This window comes from Rhodococcus sp. AQ5-07 (assembly GCF_009707305.1).
Taxonomy (GTDB): Bacteria; Actinomycetota; Actinomycetes; order Mycobacteriales; family Mycobacteriaceae; genus Rhodococcus_F; species Rhodococcus_F erythropolis.
The window spans coordinates 1,643,309-1,666,464 of the sequence record NZ_CP046099.1 but is presented as its reverse complement, the minus strand read 5'-3'; the positions used below and the strand labels follow the sequence as shown (position 1 = coordinate 1,666,464).

Annotated in this window: 18 protein-coding genes; 12 read left to right on the top strand and 6 right to left on the bottom strand. The window is 63.1% G+C overall.

Going from position 1 to position 23,156, the window contains the following annotated elements:
• Nucleotides 1–22: 22 nt before the first annotated feature.
• Complete coding sequence (locus GJB56_RS07845; RefSeq protein WP_020969628.1) at nt 23–295, bottom strand: PqqD family protein; 273 nt, start codon at nt 293–295, stop codon at nt 23–25.
• 61 nt (nt 296–356) lie between these two features.
• Complete coding sequence (locus GJB56_RS07840) at nt 357–2,444, bottom strand: glycosyltransferase (protein ID WP_113683634.1); 2,088 nt, start codon at nt 2,442–2,444, stop codon at nt 357–359.
• A 58-nt stretch (nt 2,445–2,502) separates the two neighbouring features.
• On the opposite strand from GJB56_RS07840, the gene GJB56_RS07835 reads away from it, so the two are divergent.
• Nucleotides 2,503–2,805 carry a hypothetical protein gene (locus tag GJB56_RS07835; RefSeq protein ID WP_029255360.1) on the top strand — a complete coding sequence of 101 codons (303 nt, stop codon included), beginning with the start codon at nt 2,503–2,505 and terminating at the stop codon, nt 2,803–2,805.
• Nucleotides 2,806–3,226: 421 nt separating this feature from the next.
• Here the strand turns inward: GJB56_RS07835 and GJB56_RS07830 are convergent, their stop codons facing one another.
• On the bottom strand, nt 3,227–4,024 hold the full coding sequence (locus GJB56_RS07830; RefSeq protein WP_113683633.1) for an ArsR/SmtB family transcription factor: 798 nt from the start codon (nt 4,022–4,024) through the stop codon (nt 3,227–3,229).
• Between the two features lie 410 nt (nt 4,025–4,434).
• On the opposite strand from GJB56_RS07830, the gene GJB56_RS07825 reads away from it, so the two are divergent.
• The gene (locus GJB56_RS07825; RefSeq protein ID WP_019748456.1) at nt 4,435–5,850 is read left to right on the top strand and encodes an NAD(P)/FAD-dependent oxidoreductase; all 1,416 of its coding nucleotides are present in this window, start codon (nt 4,435–4,437) and stop codon (nt 5,848–5,850) included.
• A gap of 87 nt (nt 5,851–5,937) precedes the next feature.
• Here GJB56_RS07825 and GJB56_RS07820 read toward each other — a convergent pair whose 3' ends face one another.
• Nucleotides 5,938–6,366, bottom strand: coding sequence for a PaaI family thioesterase (locus tag GJB56_RS07820; protein WP_020969625.1), 429 nt, complete (start codon nt 6,364–6,366; stop codon nt 5,938–5,940).
• A 236-nt stretch (nt 6,367–6,602) separates the two neighbouring features.
• On the bottom strand, nt 6,603–7,385 hold the full coding sequence (locus GJB56_RS07815) for a hypothetical protein (RefSeq protein WP_020907762.1): 783 nt from the start codon (nt 7,383–7,385) through the stop codon (nt 6,603–6,605).
• A gap of 202 nt (nt 7,386–7,587) precedes the next feature.
• Between GJB56_RS07815 and GJB56_RS07810 the strand changes: the two genes are divergently transcribed.
• The 3 genes from GJB56_RS07810 to GJB56_RS07800 are packed head-to-tail and all read left to right on the top strand — an operon-like array spanning nt 7,588 to nt 10,984.
• Nucleotides 7,588–9,048, top strand: a complete 1,461-nt coding sequence (locus tag GJB56_RS07810) for a FecCD family ABC transporter permease (protein WP_019748453.1) — start codon at nt 7,588–7,590, stop codon at nt 9,046–9,048.
• Nucleotides 9,045–10,136 carry a FecCD family ABC transporter permease gene (locus GJB56_RS07805; protein ID WP_113683632.1) on the top strand — a complete coding sequence of 364 codons (1,092 nt, stop codon included), beginning with the start codon at nt 9,045–9,047 and terminating at the stop codon, nt 10,134–10,136. Before GJB56_RS07810 ends, GJB56_RS07805 begins: the two co-directional genes overlap by 4 nt.
• Entirely contained in the window at nt 10,133–10,984 is an 852-nt protein-coding gene (locus GJB56_RS07800; protein ID WP_020907760.1) for an ABC transporter ATP-binding protein, read from the top strand. Before GJB56_RS07805 ends, GJB56_RS07800 begins: the two co-directional genes overlap by 4 nt.
• Before the next feature lie 10 nt (nt 10,985–10,994).
• Here the strand turns inward: GJB56_RS07800 and GJB56_RS07795 are convergent, their stop codons facing one another.
• Nucleotides 10,995–13,568, bottom strand: a complete 2,574-nt coding sequence (locus tag GJB56_RS07795; RefSeq protein WP_113683631.1) for a bifunctional lysylphosphatidylglycerol flippase/synthetase MprF — start codon at nt 13,566–13,568, stop codon at nt 10,995–10,997.
• Nucleotides 13,569–13,759: 191 nt separating this feature from the next.
• Between GJB56_RS07795 and GJB56_RS07790 the strand changes: the two genes are divergently transcribed.
• The 7 genes from GJB56_RS07790 to GJB56_RS07760 all read left to right on the top strand — a co-directional run bounded on the left by GJB56_RS07790 (nt 13,760) and on the right by GJB56_RS07760 (nt 22,947).
• Entirely contained in the window at nt 13,760–14,173 is a 414-nt protein-coding gene (locus tag GJB56_RS07790) for a BlaI/MecI/CopY family transcriptional regulator (protein ID WP_003944876.1), read from the top strand.
• Between the two features lie 25 nt (nt 14,174–14,198).
• Nucleotides 14,199–15,152, top strand: a complete 954-nt coding sequence (locus GJB56_RS07785) for a M56 family metallopeptidase (RefSeq protein ID WP_003944922.1) — start codon at nt 14,199–14,201, stop codon at nt 15,150–15,152.
• A 261-nt stretch (nt 15,153–15,413) separates the two neighbouring features.
• Nucleotides 15,414–17,381 (top strand): DEAD/DEAH box helicase, encoded by a 1,968-nt coding sequence (locus GJB56_RS07780; RefSeq protein ID WP_113683630.1) that lies wholly within the window; start codon nt 15,414–15,416, stop codon nt 17,379–17,381.
• Nucleotides 17,382–17,598: 217 nt separating this feature from the next.
• Complete coding sequence (gndA, locus tag GJB56_RS07775; RefSeq protein WP_113683629.1) at nt 17,599–19,056, top strand: NADP-dependent phosphogluconate dehydrogenase; 1,458 nt, start codon at nt 17,599–17,601, stop codon at nt 19,054–19,056.
• 62 nt (nt 19,057–19,118) lie between these two features.
• Nucleotides 19,119–20,621: a DEAD/DEAH box helicase gene (locus tag GJB56_RS07770; protein WP_020969621.1), complete on the top strand. Its 1,503-nt coding sequence runs from the start codon at nt 19,119–19,121 to the stop codon at nt 20,619–20,621.
• A 4-nt stretch (nt 20,622–20,625) separates the two neighbouring features.
• Nucleotides 20,626–21,507, top strand: coding sequence for a DMT family transporter (locus tag GJB56_RS07765; protein WP_020907757.1), 882 nt, complete (start codon nt 20,626–20,628; stop codon nt 21,505–21,507).
• Nucleotides 21,508–21,510: 3 nt separating this feature from the next.
• Nucleotides 21,511–22,947 carry a GuaB1 family IMP dehydrogenase-related protein gene (locus GJB56_RS07760; RefSeq protein ID WP_020907756.1) on the top strand — a complete coding sequence of 479 codons (1,437 nt, stop codon included), beginning with the start codon at nt 21,511–21,513 and terminating at the stop codon, nt 22,945–22,947.
• The last annotated feature ends 209 nt before the right edge of the window (nt 22,948–23,156 follow it).

Below are 23,156 nucleotides of genomic sequence, written 5' to 3'. Positions count from 1 at the left end.
GTGGCTGCCTGTCACGGGATTCTCACACCAGCAGACGCGAGGCGCTCAGCTGTCCATAGGTCTCGCTGACCACCGACTCCGCGTCATGGTCAGGGATCTCGAGTACCTCCGACACCGCCTGGACGATGTCACTGACGGTCCGGCCGTCACACAGTTCCCACACCAAAGTCGCGACGGGGTTGAGGTGATGGGCAACCTCGCTGGAACTGTCGTACAGCACGACACCGTCGGTGAGATCATTGCTCTCCACCGTCTGTGAGCGCTGAGGCCTCGCGTCTTCGAGTAGTTCCGTCAAGATATCTCCTTGTTCCAACCAGTCCGATATTCGTGTTGAGCTATTTGCGTTTGCGGTGGTGTCAGAGCGAGAAGCGTCGTGAGTATTCGGATTCGATTGCGCCCGAACGAATCAGGCTGCGTGTGGAGGCGATGCCGGGTGCGAGCGTCAGACACGTGAGCGCTCCCCCGGCGTTCGCATCCACCAGGTAGTTGCCCAAAGTTTTGTAGTGGCCCGCCCATTTTTCGAATGCTTCGGGGTCTACCTCCGGATCCGCAATCGCGTCCAGAATTCGTTCGAAGGCGCGCGAATGAACGAGGACGGCGTGAACTCCACGGTTCTCCGGACTGGTGCGCAAGAGCGCCGAACCGTCGATCAGCGCTCCGTCGGCCGATTTCGCGTCGTGTCCGAGTTGGACGACATCCCAATCGCGGTGATCGAGGTCTTCACGTGCGTGGTCCAGGATCGACGCAGCCGCATCCAGCAAACTCACGTCGTCAGCTGCAATGAGGACCGAATCCCAGCTCTTCTCGGTCGCCCGAGAAACCGCGCGACGCCACGAGACGGCAAAGGCCGCTTCCTGATTCATCACGTCCTCGAAAGCTGATTCTCTCTCCACCGCTGTTACGCGCGGTAAGCGAATGAATCGATGCCAGGACGCCTTCCATCTGTCGATATCGAGGTCAAGATTCACGACGACAACACCGAGGTCCGACTTCGAATCCTCGACAGTCAGGGTGGGTTCTCCCCCTACTCGGGCAGGCGACAGTGGGCGATCGAGCACAACGTCGACTGCGCCCCGCTCGAGCAGATAGGTCGCCAGTGAAAAGTCGGACCGCACGGGTCCGTCCATGCTCCGAGAGAGTTCGTCTCGCAAGGTTCGGTATGCCGCGGCGCGAACAATCAGTGCAGCCCCGACCAGGTCTTCGCCGTGTGCGTGGATGACGGCCGCATCGGCTTCGGCGGGGAGGTCGTCTGTTATGTTCCGCAGCTTGTACATAACCGCGGGTTCGATCACGCGAGCCTCGTCCAGGAAGACCACCGACTTCCAGCCCAGCAGAATCGCCTTGTCGAGTCCGGCGACGAACGCTGAGGCCGTCCTCCACCCATCCGGACCGTCGTCCTCCGCCGGAATGGCACGGTGAACGGTCAGTTCGATCGACTCGGCCTCCGCCAGGCATGAACGCCACGGAGCTACTCGGCCGTCGTCGCTGAGAACGATCACCCCGCCGAAGACCAACTCGGGTCGCTGGACGCTCAGTTCGGCACGGCGACGAATCTCGGGATACGAATCACCGAGGTACCTGGAGAACTGACGATGGAGTGAGTCGAGATCCCATCCGACCTCATTCCAACCGAGCAGGTAATTGTGAACGCGATCTTCCCAATTTATTCGATACGGGACACCCGCCGGGCGCTCGAATCGATGGTGCCAACCAAATGTCGGAAGGCAGACGACCTTTCCGCCGTTGATCCGGAACTTCTCGTGGATGTATCCCTCCTCACCGCCGAATCCGGTGAAGTGCGAGTTCAATCCCGGCCATGCCTCACGCCTGCAGGCAAATGAGCCGAGGCCCTGCATGATGATCTCGAAAGGCACGTCCGGGTGTTGCTTCGCTCGCGGATCAACTCCCCAGGAGCCGAACATTCCGTTGCGCCACTTGGGGTCCATGTGGGTGGCCGCGATGTGCGAGGAATCCTGGGAGAGCATCGGTCCCTGGATCAGATCGTCAGTTTCCGGATTTGCATCGAAATACGCCAGCAACGCCGACAACGATCCCGGTGCCAGGATCACGTGGGAGTCGAGGACCAGGACATACTTTCCGGTGGCCTTGCGGAACAGGACGTCCCGCACCGCAGTCGATCGAACGTCGGTGAACGGGATGTAGCGGAACCGATCGATGTAACCGGCAAACGATTCGAGCATCGGCGCCGGCAACCCCTCGGGGTTGTTGTCCAACAAGACGAATTCGACTCTGTCCAGAATCTCGCGATGATGGACCAGGATCGAGTGGATCGTGAAGTATGCGCCGTCGAAATCGTCGTAGGTCGCGATTGCAATGGTGAGGTCGGCAGATTCTCCGTGCGGCGGAGTTTCTTTCACCTGTACTGGCACCGCGCTCTGAAGCCTCTTCAGAGCGCGGTGCAGGGCGTCGTCGAACTCGGGCATCGGTGTGCTCCCTGGGAACCCGTGGCGTTGTATCGATTACGTCGGTTACGCAGGTTCCGTGGGATCTGTCGGCTTGGTCGGGCTGGTTGGGAACGTCGGCTCGGTGCGAGTGGTCGGCACAGTTGGGACGGTTGGGACGGTCGGCTCTGTCGGCTCCGTCGGCCCGGTGGGCTTGGCGGTCGTCGTTCCACCCGAACCTGACGAGCTACCGGTTGATCCGGAACCTGTGGAACTTCCAGACGATCCCGAACTCCCGGAACTACCCGAACTTCCCGACGATCCCGAACTTCCCGACGATCCGGGGTTGCCCGGCTCGTTTCCGCCCGGCTGGTTCCCTCCCGGAGTATTACCACCGGGCTGATTCCCGCCTGGTTGCTCGCCGCCTGGTTGATTCGGATTCTGCTGACCACGAGTAGGAGCTCCGGAGAGGTTCGGCGTGTCACCGGCTGCGAAGGCCGGTGCCGCACCACCGAGGCTGATCGACGTCACGACCGGAACAGTTACCGCCGAGGCCGCTAGAACTGTCTTGACGAACTTGCGTCGATCAACCGGAACATTCTGAAAAGCGTCGCCGCCCATAGCGTTTCTCCCATGCGTCCGAGACGAGGTCGTCCTCACTCGATGTCGGGCAAAACGCTAGCATCCTTCCGGCAACTTTACAGACTGAACGCGCCGATATTTGACGGGTATGCGAATTTGAGTCCGGACTGCGCCGACTGTTCGGACAGAAGTACGGCGATCTCCTCCTGTTCAGGGGACTCGTTTGTCCCGGTCGACAACCGTCAACCGACCGGCATCTCCCACGGCGCCACCGGAAGAGTATTTCCGGTCTCGAGGTAGGACTTCAGATTCGACAGCACCGCCGACCATCCGCCCGCTACCTCCATGCGAGCCGATTCGTCTGCCAAATCGGTGTGCTTGACGGTCAATCGCACGATCGCGCCGAAGGCTTCGATGTCGAAACTCACCCGCGAGATATCGACGCCCGGTTCGCCGTTCGGATCAGCCCAGGTGGTGACCAACCTGGACGGTGCGCTGCTTTCGACTACGGTGCCGACTACATCCGCGATGTTCGAACCGTCGATCCGGCGGTGCTCCCACGTCGATCCCGGCTGCCAGTCGGAGACGTTGCTGTGTCCCCAATACTCTGCAGTGGCCCCCGCGTCCGTGAGTGCTTTCCAGACGTTCTCGGCCGTACTGGCGATGTAGGTGACATATACAAAACTGGGCTTGTCGGTCATGGCTTCCTCCGCGAGTTTTTTGACGGCACTGAGCGCATGCAGGCGCGGTACCTCGAACTTGTTGATCCATCGCTCTCGAATCTCCTCGAGCGCAACGGGATTGAGATAGTGAAGTTTCGTTCTCCCCTGCCGCACCGTGCTGATCAGATTTGCATCCTCGAGCGCCGTGAGGTGTTGCGTGACAGCTTGGCGACTCATGTCGAGGCTCTCGCACAGCTCACCGAGCGACTGCCCGTTGGCTACGAACAGGCGGTCCAGCAGAAGTCTTCGCGTGGGATCGGCAAGTGCTTTGAAGGCTGCATTCATCCGGTCGTTCACAACTTCACGATATGCAAGCATTTGCTTGCATGTCAATGGTTGGGCGTGCCGGGTTTCGGAAGTAGGGATAAATAGGGTGTGATGTCTTCAGGCAGATGTGATCTGAATCCCGGATCACACCGTAAGAGAGGTTGAGCACATGGACTGGGCAGCAATTGGAGTGGGTGTCGGGTATGCCTCGGTGGCTCTGTCGATCCTGGTTTTCGTCGGCGGGTGCATCGCACTGTTCATTTTGTCGGTCCGCCAGTAGCTGACACCTCGACAAAGTGGTGAACACCCCCGGCGCGAGGATGACACGCGTCTCGGGGTGATCGCCGCCGGAGGCTGCTTGATCGATTCGGACACACCGGCGCGCGTCGGACTGCTCGCAGAGAAGCTCGGCCGCGGTGGGACTACCGTAGGACTGTCGCCTAGAACTCGAGGAGTACGGAATGAGCATCCAGTCGGTTGAACCGCACCGCCACCGCGTAGTGGTGATCGGTTCCGGCTTCGGAGGATTGTTCGGCACTCAGGCTCTCAAAAAAGCCGATGCCGACATCACGATGATCGCGCGTACAACCCACCATCTGTTTCAGCCGCTCCTCTATCAGGTTGCGACCGGCATCCTCTCGGTCGGTGACATCGCTCCCGCCACGAGACTGGTGCTGCGCAAGCAGAAGAACGCCCAGGTGCTGCTCGGTGAGGTCGAGACCATTGATCTCGAGAATCAGACCGTGACCTCGCGTCTGCTCGAACGCGTCACGGTTACGCCGTTCGACAGTCTGATCGTGGCGGCAGGTGCCGGTCAGTCGTACTTCGGCAACGATCAGTTCGCGGAGTTCGCCCCCGGAATGAAAACGATCGACGACGCCCTCGAACTGCGCGGACGAATCCTCGGGGCCTTCGAACAGGCCGAACTGTCGGACGATCCCGCCGAGCGCGCGCGCTTGCTCACCTTCGTCGTGGTCGGCGCCGGCCCCACCGGGGTGGAGTTGGCCGGGCAGATCGCCGAGCTTTCCCGTCGAACGCTGGACGGCGCCTTCCGCAAGATCGATCCTCGTGAAGCGCGCGTCGTGCTCCTCGACGGCGCCCCTGCCGTGTTGCCCGTGTATGGCGGGAAGCTCAGCCGCAAGGCTGCCGAGACGCTCGAGAAGCTCGGCGTCGAGATCCAGCTCGACGCAATGGTCACCGACGTCGACAACGACGGTCTGATCATCAAGGAAAAGGACGGCACTCTTCGCCGCATCGAGTCGCAGTGCAAGGTCTGGTCCGCCGGCGTGCAGGCCAGCCCCCTCGGCAAGCAGCTTGCAGAGCAAAGCGGCGGAGAAACCGACCGCGCCGGCCGAGTGATGGTCAATCCTGACCTGTCGCTTCCCGGACACCCCAACGTCTTTGTCATCGGCGACATGATGTCGCTCGACAAGCTTCCAGGACTGGCTCAGGTCGCCATGCAGGGCGGCAAGTATGCGGCCAAACAGATCAAAGCGTCACTGGATGGAAAGTCCCCGTCGGAACGAGTTCCGTTCAAGTACTTCGACAAGGGCAGTATGGCGACGATCTCGCGCTTCAGCGCGGTAGCCAAGGTGGGCAAGCTCGAGATCAGCGGCTTCATCGGGTGGGTTGCCTGGTTGGCAATTCACCTCCTGTACCTCGTCGGATTCCGTTCACGCGCCTCGACGCTCTTGTCGTGGGCAGTGACGTTCTTCGGGCGTGGCCGTGCTCAGATGGCGTCCACCGAGCAGCAGGTCTTCGCGCGAAACGCGATGGGCGAGTTGGAGAAGAAGAACAAGGAAGCGACGGAGTCCGGCAGCACTTCGAATGGCGAAGCCAAGAAGGCTGCCGGCAAGCAGCAGAAGGCCGCCGGCTGATCGATCAGCACCTGGGCGAATAACGAAGGGCGGCTGTGGAGTTCAACTCCACAGCCGCCCTTCGTCATTTGATCGACTGCCGCGTGGTCAGTTTCCGATCTTCGCCACCTCGGTGATGTTCGCGAGGCGAACCTGCCCCTTGGAAACGAGTCGGCCGTTCTCGTCGGTGATGCGAACTTCCCAGAGTTGCTGGGTGCGTCCGCGATGAATCGGGGTGGCTTCAGCGGTGAGAGTGCCCTCCCGCGTTGCGCGCAGGAAGTCGGTGTTGTTGTTGACTCCGACTACGTGTCCTCGCTCGCCCAGCCACACGGTGCCACCGACGCTGGCGAGAGACTCCACCACCGAGCAGTACACACCCCCGTGCTGTATCCCGGCGGGCTGGTGCAGCGTGGGCTTGACCGTCCATTGCGCCCTCACACGGTCTGGGCTCAGTTCGGTGTATTCCAGGCCGATGGTGGCGTCGAAGCCAGTCCCGAGCCGTTTCATCATCTCTGCGGTCTCAGCAGTGTCGACCATGCCATCTCCATCTGTGATTCTCTGGCGCCGGTGTGGCTGCCACTCCCTACCTGATTACACGAGAGGTAACTCGAGCTTGGAATCAGGTCTGGAAAAAGAACCGGCGGGTTTCCCATCATTCGATGGGAAACCCGCCGTGGGAAGGACCGGGAGTCTCTGCAGCCCTCAGGACTCCGGCGCGGTCCGGCAGTTTCGTCACTCTCGCGTCGTGTAGCTCTCTGCGAGGTGTTCCATAATCATAGGCAAGGCTGACCTAATTTAGCAAGCCCTTCGTCGAACTGGTTCCAACGAGGGCGTAGCGAGACCTTGCGGCGCGCACGAACCGGCAGCCCGGCGGCGACAAAGGCGTCCAGCAGTCCCTGCCCTCGACGCTGAGCGGCCGATTCGCCCTCACCGGCCAAGATGGGGACGTAGGCCGCTGCACCCAGGATCGACTCCCCTACCAGGCCCCAGAATCTGAACTGGTCGACGGGCGCACACCTGGCGACGGCGTCATAGATCGCTCGGAGTGAAGTCAGGCAACGGTGCGCGGTCCAGACAAGGAGCGCTTCTTCACATGGCATGTCGACGACACCGTCACTGCCGGACTCCCGTCCGTTGGGCGCAACGCGCAGCGTTTCGTCGACCACGCCGGCCCAGTCGATTCCGCCGTCGCTGTCCATGTGGATGAACAGGTTCTCGAGCCCCGGGTCCCATGCGGACCCCTCGGAGACGATCGACGCGGCCACCCTGCCGACCACGGCATGAATAAGTGACGTTGCAACCTGGATCGCCGCAGCTTCGGCGCTGTCGAGATCTTGAAGTGAACGGGCGAACATCTGATGCACCCGATCCCCGCACAGGCCCTCGCTCAGTTGCCACCAACGCCGTTTACCTTCGCCCGCCATGGCGGCAACCGCGTAGACGCGCGGATAGTCAGGGTTGAGTGCTCGTAGGCGAACGCTGGTGCGGCTCAATGCGTTCGACCGGAGTTCGAATTCACGAACATCCGCATGCTGGGTGGTCAAGGTGATGGTCACCGTGCACTCCAATCGGCCGAAGTTGTCTTGTGGTTCTTAATGTAGGTTAGCCTCACCATAATTCAAGAGTAAAGAACTGTGACGCTGGGCACCGCATATTCACAGGAACGTCCCCCGCAGGAAGCGCACCCGCATAGGGTTCCGTAACCTAAGATGCGAATTCCCTGCGCACCAAGACCAGGAGCTCGAACCGCCAGTGACGATGATCAAATCTCTCGGGAACGGACATCCCCGAGGACCCAGCGAGACGTACGGACGGCGCATCGTGCCGCGCGGCCCCGCTCCTGTCCGAATGCGTGTCCTGGCTGGACTTTTCGACGCGGCGGTGTTCCTACTTCCGTTGATCGTCGGCTGGTACATCGTCCAGTCGCTCCGTGACGACAACGGTGGCGGCGAGGCCGATCGAGCAGTCTTCGGCGGGACAGCAATAGCGATCGCCGTCGGTCTGCTTGTGTGGAACCTCGGATTCCGTGAGGGGGCCACCGGTCGGACCTCGGGGAAGGGATGGGTTGGCCTGGTCACGCGTGACGCGACCACCAAACAGCCCATCGGTGTCCGCCGGGCTCTGCGCAGACCGTTCGACCGAAGCGGCATCGAGGTGGTCCGAGAAAGCACGGCCCGCGACGAGGGCTTCGAAGAACTCGCACGCGACAACAGTGTCGGTGCAACTCGCCGGCGCCGCCTGATCGGACTCGCGGTCCTCACCGTGCTGCTCGCGCTTGTGATGCTCGCGAGTATCGCGGTGGGTGCTCGTCCACTGACGTTCGCCGAGATCTTCCACGCGCTCTTCAATTCGGACGGAACTCAAACGGACATCATCGTGCGGACGTTGCGCGCCCCACGAACGATTTTGGGTCTTGTTGTCGGAATTGCACTCGGTATCGCCGGTGCCTTGATTCAGGGACACACGCGCAACCCGTTGGCGGATGCCGGTCTACTCGGCCTCAACGCAGGCGCGGCGTTCTTCGTGGTCATGGCGATCTACCTCTTCGGCTTTACGGCGCCGAGTCAGTACCTCTGGTTCGCGTTCGCAGGATCCTTCGTCGCCAGCATCGTCGTTTTCGGCTTGTCTTCCATCGGAAACGGCGGCGCAAGTCCTCTGAGTCTGGCTCTGGCGGGCGCAGCCGTCGCGTTCTTCCTGCAAGCCATGACCAACGCCGTGATAATCCTCGACCAGACGAGCCTGGACGCCTACCGTTTCTGGGTTGTCGGGTCGGTGTCCGGTCGCGGGTTCGACGTCCTCTGGCAGGTCCTGCCTTTCCTGATACTCGGATTGGTCATCGCCTTGGCAAGTACGCCGGGGCTCAACGTCCTCAGCTTGGGTGAAGACGTCGCAAAAGCCTTGGGAACTAACATCGCGTTCAGTCGCACACTCGGCATCGTCGCGATCACCCTGCTGACCGGCGCCGCCACCGCGGCGTGTGGTCCGATCGCGTTCATCGGTTTGGTGGTCCCTCACGTGGCCCGGGCCATCACCGGACCCGACTACCGCTGGCTGGTCCCGTACGCGGGCTTACTCGGCGCGGTCATGTTGATCACCGCGGACATCATCGGCCGCGTGGTCGTGCGCCCTGGTGAGTTGCAGGTCGGCATCATCTTGGCCCTGTTCGGCGCTCCGTTCTTCATCGCTCTCGTACGCCGCAGGAAGTTGGCAAGTCTGTGACGCTCAAGCAGGAACTCCGGGTACTCCCCCGGACCGTCCCCTCACGTAAGTCGATCCGCCTCGGTGGATTCTCGCTGGTCTACCGCCCACTCGCGGTGTCGGTGAGCATTGCCCTCGCAGTTGCGCTGTTCCTTCTGCTTTGCATCAACATCGGGCGGGGCGACTATCCGATCTCGATCCCCAATGTCATTTCGGTCCTGCTCGGCAATGGCAGCAAGACACAGAACCTGATCGTCTTCGACCTTCGACTTCCTCGGTCGCTCACCGCGCTCTTCATCGGTATGGCACTCGGCATTGCCGGTGCGGTCACCCAGACGATTGCGCGCAATGCCCTCGCCAGCCCCGACATCCTCGGAATCACGGCTGGATCGAGTGCCGCCGCAGTGGCACTCATCGTACTCGGCGGGGGTGGCTCGTTCGTGGGACTGCTTGCCACACTGGGGATTCCGTTGGCTGCGCTCTGCGGCGGCCTACTGACAGCAGTGGTGATCTACGCCTTGGCGTGGCGCAAGGGCGTCGAGGGGTTCCGCCTCATCCTGATCGGTATCGGCATCAACGCCATGCTGGTGGCAGCGACGGGATGGCTCCTCATCTCGGCGGACATCAACGACGCTTCTCGCGCACAGGTGTGGCTCAACGGTTCACTCAACGGTGCCACCTGGAATCAGATGTGGCCGGTCGCAATCGCCGTCGCAGTAGTCGGCGGCTACGCGGTGATCGCATCGTTCACCATGGGAGCGCTGCGGTTGGGCGACGACAACGCAACCTCACTCGGTGTTCGCTTGCAATCATCACAGGCCAAGTTGTTGCTTTCCGCCGTGGCACTGGCCGCCATCGCGACCGCAGCAGCAGGTCCGGTCGGCTTTGTCGCCCTGGCTGCGCCACAGGTCGCCATGCGTCTGGTGCGCTCCGCCGGCCCGCCCATCGTGGCTTCCGCGCTGACCGGTGCTGTACTGGTGGTAGGCAGCGACGTCATCGCTCGAACAATTCTGCCTGTGGAACTCCCCGTCGGAATCGTGACTTCCGCACTGGGCGGCCCGTTCCTGCTCTACCTGTTGGTTCGTAACAATCGGAAGGTCACAGCATGACCACCATCGCCCAGTCCACCGATGCTCCTTCGCGTCTCGTCGCGCAGAATCTGACGCTCGGGTACGGGGATCGCATCATCGTCGACGGACTCGATCTCGAGATCCCCACCGGCGTGATCACGACGGTCATCGGACCCAACGGTTGCGGCAAGTCGACGCTCTTGCGCGCGCTCGGTCGTCTGCTCAAGCCAAAGGGTGGATCGGTCATCCTCGACGGCAAGGCGATCAGTTCGATGAAGACCAAGGAAGTCGCGCGGGTGCTCGGAATGCTCCCCCAGACTCCGGTTGCGCCGGAAGGGCTCACCGTCGCCGATTTGGTCTCACGTGGGCGCCACCCGCACCAGTCGTGGATCAGGCAGTGGTCCGCGGACGACGAGGGCGAGGTCGCCGAAGCGCTCGAGCTGACCGGTGTCTCGGATCTCGCCGATCGGCCCGTCGATCAATTGTCCGGCGGTCAGCGTCAGCGAGCCTGGATCTCGATGGCTCTCGCCCAGGGAACCGACATCCTGCTTCTCGACGAACCGACTACCTATCTGGACCTCGCGCACTCGATGGAAGTCCTCGACCTGGTGGATCAACTCCACGAGGAAATGGGGCGCACCGTGGTGATGGTTCTGCACGACCTCAATCTCGCGGTCAGATACAGCGATCATCTGATCGTGATGCGCGACGGCGCCGTCGTCGCTTCTGGTGTCCCCAAGGACATCATTTCCGCGGAACTTCTGCTCGAGGTGTTCGGTCTCGAAGCTGCGGTCATCGACGATCCCGTCTCGGATCGGCCGCTGATCGTTCCGATCGGAACCCGGCACGTGTTCGGCGCCGTCGGCGGGCCGGCAAAGCCTGCGTGACGATCGCGAATCAGCGACCCAGAATCGTCCGAACGAGTTTGAATCCCTGACCGATCGTCACGGTCGGCAGGTATGCCCGTCCGACCGCGTTGCCGATGCTCGGCAACGCGGCTGGATCGGCGAATGTCATGTGCATCGGCACGTATCGCGGCTGGAACTTCGATTTGAAGGCCAGCAGCGATCGAAATCCGTACACCGGTTCAAGGGTGCGACCGAGTAGGTCGAGCACGCTGTCCATCATCGCCGAGAAAGTCGTGGCCTCCGGTTCGTTCGCATTCCTCTCGGAGTCACCGGCGATTGTTGCCAGCGGTGCACCGGACAGACTGAGGAACTCGACGCCCTCCTCCTCCAATTTCAGTGCAGCGGAAGCGATGAGGAACTCCATCGCGGGACGGAACCCTTCGGAGCGTCGCCTCATGAAGTCGAGTGTCCACCCGACGACTTTGCCGTCGCGGTACACCGGTAGCCACGATGTGACACCGTGCACGGTGCGATCCTCGTCGACCGCGATCAGGCATCGCACTTGTTCGTCGTCGACCTCGTCGAGTCCGCCGAGGGTGAATCCCATCTCGGGCATCCCCTTGTCCGCTACCCACTCCTCCGAGATGGCGACTATCTGATCCTTGATCGCGAGAGGTGCATGAGGGAAGGAAATCCACTCGGCGGTGATACCGGACTTCTTCGCCCGGTTCAGTGCTGTGCGCACGTCCTGGAACCGCTTTCCTGTGAACGCGACTTGTCCCAGGTCGAGCACGGTTTCCTCGGCGACCTGTAGACCGCTCCAGCCCATCGAATCGGTGATGGTTCGGGCGTCGTCGGTCACGGAATAGAAGCAGGGAATCCAACCGTTCGACGACGCGAACTCGGCGAACCCCTCGATCGCCGCGCGCATGCGATCTGGAGGACCGACCGGATCACCGGTGGTGAGAGCAACGCCGGCGATGACGCGATACGCGACGTAACTCGAACCGTCCGCGCTGAACCAGTAGGTGTTCCCCTTCCACGTCGTCATCCACGACAACGGGCTGCCGGTACCGGCGATCAACATGGATCGCGCTCGTTCGGCGGCTTTGGGATCGGCGGTCTTGACCGGCTTGAGGAAACTCACGAACACCAACAAGGCGGCAACGCCCCAGAACACGACGCCGGTCCACTCGAAGAGCAACGTCGACTCGATGTCCACGGGAAGCAGGCGCGGGTCGATCAACTGCAGGTACACCGGCGGTACAAGGCGCTGTGGGAAGTCCGCGAGCAGCATCGTGACCGTGGGCTCGCGGTCGAACCCGTGCCTGGCGAGCATTCCGCCGCCGACGTAGATCACGGCGAGGACCGCGAGCAAGGTCACGATCGCAGCACCGAGACGTCGATACGTCTTGGCCGGGGCCGCGACGTCGAAGTATCGACGTGTGGCGATCAGCAGGATCAGCACGAAGAGCGGTGTCAGGAACGGCACCAGAGTTCGATACACGTTCGGATCGCTGATTCCGTAGAACAAGCTGTCACTGTCGACTGCGTCGACGAACCTGATGACGAAGTTCCCGATCGAGAGGACGAGTAAGACGACCTGAGCACAGACAGTCGCAATCCAGGCGAATCTGCGGCCACGACGGAGCCCATCGCTCAACACCAGCACAAAAATCGACGGCATCAACGAGAGCAGAGTCGGCCCGATCCCCGAGAGTCTCAGCTCGAGGAGGCCGCGTCGGCAGTCCGGATCCGACGCGGATTCGGCGCACAGCTCACGTACTTCTGCGACAGTCCAGGGAACACCACGGAAGAGATCGCGGAGTACGGCGAGTGGGCCAACCGCCTGTGGGGACAGCGCGGCGATCATCGGGCCGATCGCACTTGCCGCGACGACGATGGCGACCAGGACGCGGCCCTCTCGCTGTGTCCCGGCGATGCGTTCACCGCGAGCCGATCGTCCGACGATCCACTGTCCGATGACCAAACCCACCACAGCGGCAAAGAATCGGATGACATCTTGCAGCTGACCACTGAACAGGGCCAAGGTGATGGTCAAAGCCAGGGTTCCGACGCGGATGCGGCGACGCCACAATGTCCCCATGTTCGAGCTGGCGGCCATCGCGGCGCCGACGATCCACGCGCTCGCGCCGACAGCGGAGCCGACATGGAGGCGGAACCCCCAATTGGAGTCGAACACTTTCACGAAGGATGCCCAGCCGAGCCCGAGCAGAACTCCCAAGATTTGAGTGCTTGCGCCGGCGATCGCCAGCTTGATCGTTCCCATCCGCCGTTCGAGGGGTGCAGCGACCGCAATCAGGAGCACGCTCGCGCCGATGTACCCGAGCAGGTTTCCTGCCCACAGCGCGGAGCTCAGTGGAATCCAGACATGTCCGTGCTGGATCGAGCCCATTCCCGCCCCGATCGTGTGCTCGAGATCGCGGGACGGTCCGTGAACGATGCTGCCGGTTACGGCGCCCAGTATCCACATGGTGAGAAGTAGGACGACCGTCAAGGGTGCGTCGCGAATGCCGAAACGGATGATGCCGGCAGCTTTCTGCGTGACTACCCGCGCCCGTGATGTCGATTCTTCGGTGCCCGGCGAACTGTCGATCGTCATCTACGTGCGGCTACTTTCTGCGGATCGACTGTTGGCTTGCAATTATCGGGCATCGTCATTGTCGGGACTTTGGTCGTCTCACACCACCGTAACCGTCACGCAGATCACTATGGCCAATACCACACCCCCACCGAGGCGGTTACTACTACCAGTAGTACGTATTTCGTCGTGGAAGTCCGTAGAATCGAAGAATGGCAGGTCTAGGTGAACTCGAACGCGCGGTGATGGATCATTTGTGGTCCACATCGGAACCGCAAACTGTGCGACAGGTGCATGAAGCACTCGCGACACATCGCGAATTGGCGTACACGACGGTAATGACCGTTCTGCAGCGCCTGGCGAAGAAGCATCTGGTGATTCAGCAGCGTGACGATCGCGCCCATCGTTATCTTCCCGTCAACAAGCGCGAAGAACTGGTCGCGAGCCTGATGGTCGACGCTCTGGCCCAGGCTCCGGAGTCCGGCGGTCGCGCTGCGGCACTCGTCCACTTCGTGGGACAGGTCAATGCTGACGAAGCCGATGCTCTCCGCGAAGCGCTCGCTGCCCTCGAGGTGCGCGAGTCCGCGAAAAAGGCTGCGCAGCCCGGAATTTCTAGGCCGAACTGATTTCGTCGTGCATGATGTGTAGGACATGAACGCCACTACTGCACTGGTTTTCGGACTGCTTGCCTTGTTGCTGGCCGGTCCGGTTCCCGCACTCCTGAGCCGCTCCACGTGGCCTTACCGCGCTCCACGCGCGGCGTTGGTTCTGTGGCAAGCCGTCGCAATTGCTGCGGTGCTGTCGGCATTCAGCTCGGGCCTGGCCATTGCCAGCCAGCTGCTCGTTCCCGGCGCTGACGGTAGGCCGACGACGGCCCCGACCGCCGAAATCGATGCACTCGGGCTCCCGCTGTGGATTCTGTACGTGGTTGTTTTTGCCCTGACGCTTCTGATCGGCGCGAAGCTGATCTTCTCGATAATCCAGGTCGCTGTGAGAACCCGACGTCGCCGTGCACGTCACCGCGTGTTGGTGGACCTTCTCGACGACTGCGCCATGCCCGCGTCGGTGGAACGCACACCCGATCTGCGGGTGCTGGACGTGGACGAACCGATCGCATACTGCCTGCCAGGTCTGCGCCAACGCGTGGTTCTCAGTCAAGGCACTCTGCAGAACCTCGATCATGCCGAGGTCAAAGCAATTCTGACGCACGAGCGTTCACACCTGCGAGCTCGTCACGATCTGGTCCTCGAGGCTTTCACGGCCGTCAACCACGCGTTCCCCCGTTTCGTCCGTAGCAAGTCGGCTCTGGGATCGGTACAACTGCTGGTGGAGTTGCTCGCCGACGATTCAGCTGTGCGGGCTACCGGTCCCACTCCCCTCGCGCGGGCACTTGTCGCGTGTGCCGGATCGACGGCACCCCGCGGAGCGATGGCAGCGGGCGGCCCGTCGACGCTCATCCGAGTGCAGCGCCTCTCGGCCGACGATGCAGATCCCCGCATCGCAGTTTTTGCGTATCTCGGGGCGGTCGCGATTCTCGTTGTTCCCACGGTTGCGGTGGCTGTGCCCTGGCTCACCGAACTTCGACTGCTTTTCAACGCATACTGAGTCTTGACCTGCGCAACCCCGTGTAGTAGTGCAGGTCACAGGCGGGGCTACCTGACTTCGGTGTCCCCGGTGGCGTAGAGTGGACCACGGCCACCATCGTGGTCCGTCAACATATAACGGCACACAGCCCAATTCCCCGCAGTATGCGTTCGGATTGCCAGGTGACATGTGCCCTGGCTCGTCCCTTTGCGAACTGTGTCGTGTATTTCAGCATGGCTTCTTCCGCTCCGCGACGTGCCCGTAGTCCGGAGAGGTTTCCGCGTGACCAACGCTGTCCAAATGTCGTCTTCCGAGAACATCGAAGACCCCACCGTCAACACCCCCGCTGCCGAAGAAGCAGTCGCCACCGAGCCGGGTATCACCTTCGCCGAGATCGGCCTGCCCGAGCAGCTTGTTGCCGCATTGGCGCGCAACTCCATCACCGTCCCGTCCCCCATCCAGGCGCAGTCCATCCCGGACGCGCTCGCCGGAACCAACGTTCTCGGCCGCGCACAGACCGGATCGGGTAAGACCCTCGCCTTCGGCCTGCCGATGCTGACCCGCCTCTCACGCCACGAAGATCGCCCGGCCGCAAAGCGTCCCCGCGCACTCGTGCTCGTCCCCACCCGTGAGCTTGCTTTCCAGGTGGTCGACTCCCTCAACTCCTACGCCGGCGCACTCGGACTCACGGTTCGTCCCGCTGTCGGTGGAACGCCGTTCGCCAAGCAGGTCGATCAGCTTCGCCGCGGCGTAGACGTCCTCGTCGCAACGCCGGGTCGCCTGGGCGATCACCTGCGTCAGGGCACCTGCATCCTCGACTCGGTGGAAATCACCGCACTCGACGAAGCCGATCAGATGGCGGACATGGGCTTCCTGCCCGAGGTTCGCTCGATCCTCGGCGAGACCCCCGCAGACGGACAGCGTCTGCTGTTCTCGGCAACCCTCGACCGTGAGGTCCAGTCGCTGGTTCGTCAGTTCCTGGCCAACCACGTCACCCACTCCACCGAAGACGGCCGCGCAAGCGTCGACACGATGGAGCACTACGTCCTCCTCGTCGATCGTGGGCAGAAGGATTCCGTCCTCGCCGAGATCGGTGCCCGTGACGGACGCACCATCATGTTCGCCCGCACCAAGCTCGGTTGCGAGGGAATCACCGATCGCCTCCGCGCAGTCGGCATCGCTGCCGAGTCGCTTCACGGCGGCAAGGCACAGAACCAGCGCACCCGCGTCCTCGAGCGTTTCAAGAACGGCCGCACCCCGGTCCTCGTCGCAACGGACGTTGCAGCGCGCGGTATCCACGTCGACGGCATCGACCTCGTCGTTCACGTCGATCCCCCGGCCGACCACAAGGACTACCTGCACCGCGCTGGTCGTACCGCTCGCGCCGGCGAGAAGGGCACCGTTGTCGCCATCGTGCTGCCCAACCAGAAGCGTCAGTTCAAGCGTCTGACCGGAATGGCCGGCGTCAATGCCGCAGCCGTTGCCGTCACCCCGGGTTCTGCTGAACTTGCTCGCATCACCGGCGCCAAGAAGCCGACCGGAGAACCCTTGCGCGAGAGCTCTTCTCGTGGCGAGCGTTCCTTCGGTGATCGTGGCGGAAGTCGTGGCGGCTACCAGGGAAACCGCTCTTCCGGCGGCTACCAGGGCAACCGCTCTTCGGGTGGATACCAGGGCAACCGTGACGGTGAGAGCCGCGGCGGATACCAGGGTGATCGCTCCAGCGGTGGTTACCAGGGCAACCGCGACAGCCGCCCCTCGACCGGATACCAGGGCAACCGCTCTTCCGGTGGATACCAGGGCAACCGTGACGGTGAGAGCCGCGGCGGATACCAGGGCAACCGCTCTTCCGGTGGATACCAGGGTGATCGCTCCAGCGGTGGTTACCAGGGCAACCGTGACAGCCGTCCGTCCTACGGAGACCGCGACAGCCGCCCGTCGACGGGTTACCAGGGCAACCGCTCTTCGGGCGGATACCAGGGAAGCCGTGACGGCGAGAGCCGCGGCGGATACCAGGGCAACCGTTCGTCCGGTGGTGGCTACCAGGGCAACCGCGACAACACCCGCTCGTACGGCGATCGCGACAGCCGCCCCTCGACCGGATACCAGGGCAACCGCTCTTCCGGTGGCTACCAGGGCAACCGCGACGGCGGCGACAACCGTGCAGCCTCGACCAGCGGTGGCGGCTTCCGCAGCCGCACCGACCGTCGTAGCTATGACGGATTCGACGGCCCGAAGCGCGATCAGCGGTAATACCTGCGCTGAGCTGCGGCTCGACAACTGAACACTGAGAACCTTCCGGCTGTGCCGGAAGCTGTATCGAGACGGATGCAGGTCACTGCAATTAAAGTGATCTGCATCCGTGTTTTGTATGCACGGTCTGATGTTCACGCGCGTCGCGGCCGCACCGTTTTCGGCTGCGCACAGCGCATGATTTCACAGCCGCGGACCGAGAGGGAAAGCTGTAAGTATGTCAACCACTAGCACCGAATCACCCCGAGCTCAGATCGGCGTCACCGGCCTGGCCGTCATGGGTTCGAATATTGCCCGCAATTTCGCCCGCCACGGTCACACCGTTGCCCTGCACAACCGCAGCATCGCGAAGACCGATGCCCTGATCGCCGAGCATGGTTCCGAGGGCGATTTCGTGCGCACCGAGACCGTCGAGGAGTTTGTTGCCGCACTGCAGAAGCCGCGACGCGTCCTGATCATGGTCAAGGCCGGTGCCCCGACCGACGCCGTGATCGAAGAGCTCGCGAACGCCATGGAGCCCGGCGACATCATCATCGACGGTGGCAACTCGCTCTACACCGACACGATCCGTCGTGAAGCAGCGATCCGCGCCCGCGGTCTGCACTTCGTCGGCGCTGGTATCTCCGGTGGCGAAGAAGGCGCACTCAACGGTCCGTCGATCATGCCCGGCGGCCCGAAGGGGTCCTACGAGGCTCTCGGCCCGCTTCTCGAGTCCATCTCCGCTCACGTCGACGGCACCCCGTGCTGCACGCACATCGGCCCCGACGGCAGCGGTCACTTCGTCAAGATGGTGCACAACGGCATCGAGTACGCCGACATGCAGCTCATCGGCGAGGCGTACAACCTCTTCCGCGACGCACTCGGTTACGACGCCGGTCAGGTCGCAGACGTCTTCACCGAGTGGAACAAGGGCACGCTCGAGTCCTACTTGATCGAGATCACCGCCGAGGTGCTCCGCCAGGTCGACGCCGAGACGGGCAAGCCGTTGGTCGACGTCATCGTCGACGCTGCCGAGCAGAAGGGCACGGGCCGCTGGACGGTCAAGTCCGCTCTGGATCTGGGCGTGCCGGTCACCGGTATCGCCGAGGCCGTTTTCGCTCGCGCACTGTCCGGTAGCCGCAATCAGCGCGCCGCAGCTCAGGCGCAGGGTCTGGCCGCCGGCTCTCTCGGCGACAAGCCTGCTGACGCCGAGCAGTTCGCCGCCGACATCCAGGCCGCGCTGTACGCGTCGAAGATCGTGGCGTACGCGCAGGGCTTCGATCAGATCGCTGCCGGCAGCGCCGAGTACGACTGGAACCTCAAGCCTGCCGACCTGGCGACGATCTGGCGCGGTGGCTGCATCATCCGTGCGCAGTTCCTCAACCGCATCAAGGACGCGTTCGACGCGGATCCGAGCCTGCCGAGCTTGATTCTGGCGCCGTACTTCCGCGAGGCCATCGAGGCAGGCATCGACAGCTGGCGCCGTGTGGTCGCCACCGCGACGATGCTCGGCATTCCGGTACCGGCGTTCGCGTCTTCGCTCTCGTACTACGACGGTCTCCGCGCGGAGCGTCTGCCGGCCGCCCTGACTCAGGGGCAGCGCGACTTCTTCGGCGCGCACACCTACGAGCGCATCGACAAGCCGGGCAAGTTCCACACACTGTGGAGCGGTGACCGCAGCGAAATCGAGGCCTGATTCACAGCGGGTATCGGTAGATGCGGTCATCTGCGTCTACCGATACCCGGTAGCCTGGACAAATGCAGGAATCGACGATCGACTCGCCCACCTCGACCGAAGGGCGTTCGTTCGTCGACCTCGGAATCCCCGCCGTGATGGTGCACGCGTTGCGCCGTAGCGGCATCGATGCCCCCTTCCCCATTCAGTCGGCAACCATCCCCGATGTTCTTGCCGGCCGGGATGTCCTCGGGCGCGGCGCGACGGGTTCCGGAAAGACTCTGGCCTTCGGGCTTCCGATGCTGGTGCGCCTCAAGGGTGGGGCGAGCAAGCGGAATCGTCCGCGCGGTTTGGTGCTCGCTCCCACCCGTGAGCTGGCGATCCAGATCCACAAGGCACTCGACGACGCTGCTACCGAGATCGGTTTGCGTGTGGCAAATGCGGTCGGTGGCGTTCCGATCAAGCGTCAGGCCGACATCCTTGCCCGCGGCGTCGATCTCCTGATCGCGACCCCAGGGCGCCTACTCGACCTACTCGAGCAGAAGTCGGTGATTCTCGACGACGTCGTGATCACGACCATCGACGAAGCCGACCACATGGCAGACATGGGTTTCATCGACGAGGTTGCGAAGATTCTCGACACGACACCGAAAGACGGTCAGCGCCTTCTCTTCTCGGCAACACTCGACGGCAAGGTCGACGATCTGGTCGCGGGTTACCTGCGCAATCCGGCGTCGCACTCGACTGCTCCCCCGGTTGCCACCGTCTCGACCATGGAGCATCACCTGCTCTTCGTCGACCGCGACGACAAGAGATCCGTTGTCGCACATATCGGTTCACGGGCGGGGCGGACCATCATGTTCGTCAAGACCAAGCACGGTGTGGATCGTCTTGCGCAGCAACTGCATTTGATCGGTGTCTCCGCAGGCGCCCTGCACGGCGGCAAGACGCAGAACAATCGGACCAAGACCCTCGCGTCGTTCTCCGACGGGACGACACCGGTCCTGGTCGCCACTGATGTCGCCGCGCGCGGAATCCATGTCGACGACGTGACGCTCGTCGTTCACGTCGATCCCCCGGCGGAGGCGAAGGACTACCTGCACCGGGCCGGCCGGACGGCACGCGCCGGGGAATCAGGCGTCGTCGTCACCATCGTCACCGACGAAGAACGTGATTCGGTCGAGAAGTTGACCAAGCAGGCAGGTATCAAGGTTCACGGCGTGCGGGTCCGCCCCGACGATCTGGAGCTCACGCGCATCACCGGCGCGATGGAGCCGACGGGAATACCGGTCGAAGCTCCCGATACGACGGTCGCCGTCAAGCACACCGCCAAGCGCGGCCGTCAGGAACACGACACTGCAGGCCGGACCGCTGCCGGAGGCCGGATGAAGAAGGACGGCGACAAGCGCGCCGCTTCCTCGCGGCGCGTCACCGATCCGAAGAGTGTGAAGAAGATCCGTGCGGACGGCACTCCCGTCCCGACCCGTTCGGAGCGACTGGCGTCCAAGGGCTTGACCCCGCGTCGCGGCGCACCCGGCGCAGGAAAGCCGTCTGCCGGAAATCGGGCGGGCAAGCGCGCACACTGAGGGAATGGGTGATCTTCCACTGATCTCGGTTCTCTGCGCACTCGTCGCCGCGCTTCTCTTCGCGTGTGCCTCCGTCGCTCAGCAGCGCGCCGCGTCTGCGGTTCCGGAGGGCGAGGCGTTGGTGGCGTCGTTGATTCGCAGTCCTCGGTGGTGGGCCGGGCTGATCGGTGACGGCGGCGGTTACGTCATGCAGGCCGTTGCACTGTCGTTGGGTTCGGTGTTGGTGGTGCAGCCGCTGATCGTGACCTCGCTGCTGTTCGCGCTGCCACTTTCGGCCAGGTTCTCTGGAATTCGCATCACCCGTTCTGCGTGGTCGTTGGCGATCATGCTCGCGATTTCCTTGGCGATCTTCCTCGTAGTCGGCGATCCCACCGAGGGAGACAGCAACGCTCCGTGGTCGGATTGGGCTGTGCCCCTGACGATCACGGTCGCAGTGGCCGTGGTCGCAACTATCGGCGGCTTGTCCAAACTCGACGGTGGCTGGCGCGCACTGCTTCTCGGCTCCGCGGCCGGAATCTTCTACGGCGTGGCCGTCGCTTTCACCAAGTACGTCACCGACCTACTCGGGCACGGTGTCGTCGGGGTGATTTCGGCATGGCAGACGTGGGCGCTGATCGCCTCGGGCGCAATCGGGGTCTACCTCCAACAGCGCGCGTTCCAGGTCGGGCCCCTGTCGGCGTCGCTACCCGCCCTGACGATCGGCGAGCCGATCGCGGCCATCTTCCTGGGGATGACGGTTCTCGACGAACGCCTCCGCGTCGACGGTCCCGGAATTGCTCTCATCGGGTGCGCCGTCGCCGTCATGATCATGACCACGATCGCCCTCTCCCGCTCACAAGCGCGCGATACCGAGGGCGCTACGGCGGAATCGACGGTAGGCTCGTGAAACGTGCAGTTCCTCGAAGGGCAACGCCCCCCATACGACCTGACCTACGACGACGTCTTCCTCGTCCCTAACCGGACCGAGGTCACCTCTCGGTTCGACGTCGATCTCAATTCTTCCGACGGATCCGGAACGACCATTCCCGTCGTCGTCGCCAATATGACCGCAGTCGCCGGCCGCCGCATGGCCGAGACTGTCGCCCGCCGCGGCGGACTGGTCATCATTCCGCAGGACGTCCCCACTGACGCTGTCGCCGAGACCGTGGCGTTCGTCAAGAGCCGCCACCTCGTCGCTGATACGCCGGTCACGCTGAGTCCGGACGACGCCGTCTCCGATGCGCTGGCGCTGCTACCCAAGCGTGCACACGGCGCAGTCGTAGTGGTCGAGGACGGCAAGCCTCTCGGTGTCGTCACCGAGGCTGCCTGCGCGGATGTCGATCGGTTCACTCGCCTACGTACCGTCGCGATCACCGACTTCGTCACCGCCCCGGTCACCGCCACACCGCGTGAGGTCTTCGAACTGCTCGAAACCAAGCACGATCCGTTGGCCGTCATCGTCAACGAGGACGGAACCCTCGCCGGCGTCCTCACTCGCACCGGCGCGATTCGTGCCGGCATCTACGACCCCGCAGTCGACGATCGCGGCGCACTCCGAGTCGCTGCTGCGGTCGGTGTGAACGGTGACGTGGGCGCCAAGGCCAAGGCACTCGTCGACGCCGGTGCCGACGTGATCGTCGTGGACACGGCTCACGGTCACCAGCAGAGAATGATCGATGCGCTCACCACGCTCAAGGCGCTCGACCTCGGCGTCCCGTTGGTTGCAGGCAACGTCGTGTCCGCACAGGGAACCCGTGATCTGATCGCCGCAGGCGCAGACATCGTCAAGGTCGGCGTCGGGCCCGGAGCCATGTGCACGACTCGCATGATGACCGGCGTCGGACGCCCGCAGTTCTCGGCCGTCGCGGAATGTGCTGCAGCAGCACGCGAGCTCGGCAAGCACGTCTGGGCCGACGGCGGCGTTCGCCACCCTCGCGACGTTGCACTCGCCCTCGCGGCGGGCGCGTCGAACGTCATGATCGGCTCGTGGTTCGCCGGCACGTACGAGTCCCCCGGCGATCTCAAAGTCGATCAGGCGGGCAACGCGTACAAGGAGAGCTTCGGTATGGCCTCCAAGCGCGCTGTTGCCGCTCGCACCGCCACCGAAACGGCTTTCGATCGCGCCCGTAAGGGATTGTTCGAGGAAGGCATCTCCAGTTCGCGGATGCGTCTCGATCCCGAGCGTCCCGGAGTCGAGGACCTGATCGATCAGATCTGTTCCGGCGTACGCAGTACCTGCACGTACGCGGGTGCGCGCTCACTCGAGGAGCTGCACGAGAAGGCAGTTCTGGGAGTGCAGTCCGCCGCCGGATTCGCCGAAGGACGGCCGCTTCCGTCGGGTTGGTGAACCACGTTTTATGACAGTCGGCGGGTGCTCGGGTCCCTACTCCCGGGCACCCGCCGGTATCATTGGATCCGTAAACAGGAAACAAAACTCGGTCGGGTGCCCATCGGCGACCCGACCGAGCCCGCTACAGCCGAGAAATACTCGGCTTCGACGAGAGGAACCCGGTGCCCGAGGCACCCACACACTTACCCGGCGCTACACCCGTCGTT

Excerpts from the sequence above, each read along its gene's own strand:
- GJB56_RS07825 (WP_019748456.1), top strand. The coding sequence starts at position 4,435 with ATGAGCATCCAGTCGGTTGAACCGCACCGCCACCGCGTAGTGGTGATC.
- gndA (WP_113683629.1), top strand. The coding sequence starts at position 17,599 with ATGTCAACCACTAGCACCGAATCACCCCGAGCTCAGATCGGCGTCACC.
- GJB56_RS07840 (WP_113683634.1), bottom strand. The coding sequence starts at position 2,444 with ATGCCCGAGTTCGACGACGCCCTGCACCGCGCTCTGAAGAGGCTTCAG.
- GJB56_RS07765 (WP_020907757.1), top strand. The coding sequence starts at position 20,626 with ATGGGTGATCTTCCACTGATCTCGGTTCTCTGCGCACTCGTCGCCGCG.
- GJB56_RS07790 (WP_003944876.1), top strand. The coding sequence starts at position 13,760 with ATGGCAGGTCTAGGTGAACTCGAACGCGCGGTGATGGATCATTTGTGG.
- GJB56_RS07800 (WP_020907760.1), top strand. The coding sequence starts at position 10,133 with ATGACCACCATCGCCCAGTCCACCGATGCTCCTTCGCGTCTCGTCGCG.
- GJB56_RS07785 (WP_003944922.1), top strand. The coding sequence starts at position 14,199 with ATGAACGCCACTACTGCACTGGTTTTCGGACTGCTTGCCTTGTTGCTG.
- GJB56_RS07830 (WP_113683633.1), bottom strand. The coding sequence starts at position 4,024 with ATGCTTGCATATCGTGAAGTTGTGAACGACCGGATGAATGCAGCCTTC.
- GJB56_RS07820 (WP_020969625.1), bottom strand. The coding sequence starts at position 6,366 with ATGGTCGACACTGCTGAGACCGCAGAGATGATGAAACGGCTCGGGACT.
- GJB56_RS07795 (WP_113683631.1), bottom strand. The coding sequence starts at position 13,568 with ATGACGATCGACAGTTCGCCGGGCACCGAAGAATCGACATCACGGGCG.
- GJB56_RS07810 (WP_019748453.1), top strand. The coding sequence starts at position 7,588 with ATGATCAAATCTCTCGGGAACGGACATCCCCGAGGACCCAGCGAGACG.
- GJB56_RS07770 (WP_020969621.1), top strand. The coding sequence starts at position 19,119 with ATGCAGGAATCGACGATCGACTCGCCCACCTCGACCGAAGGGCGTTCG.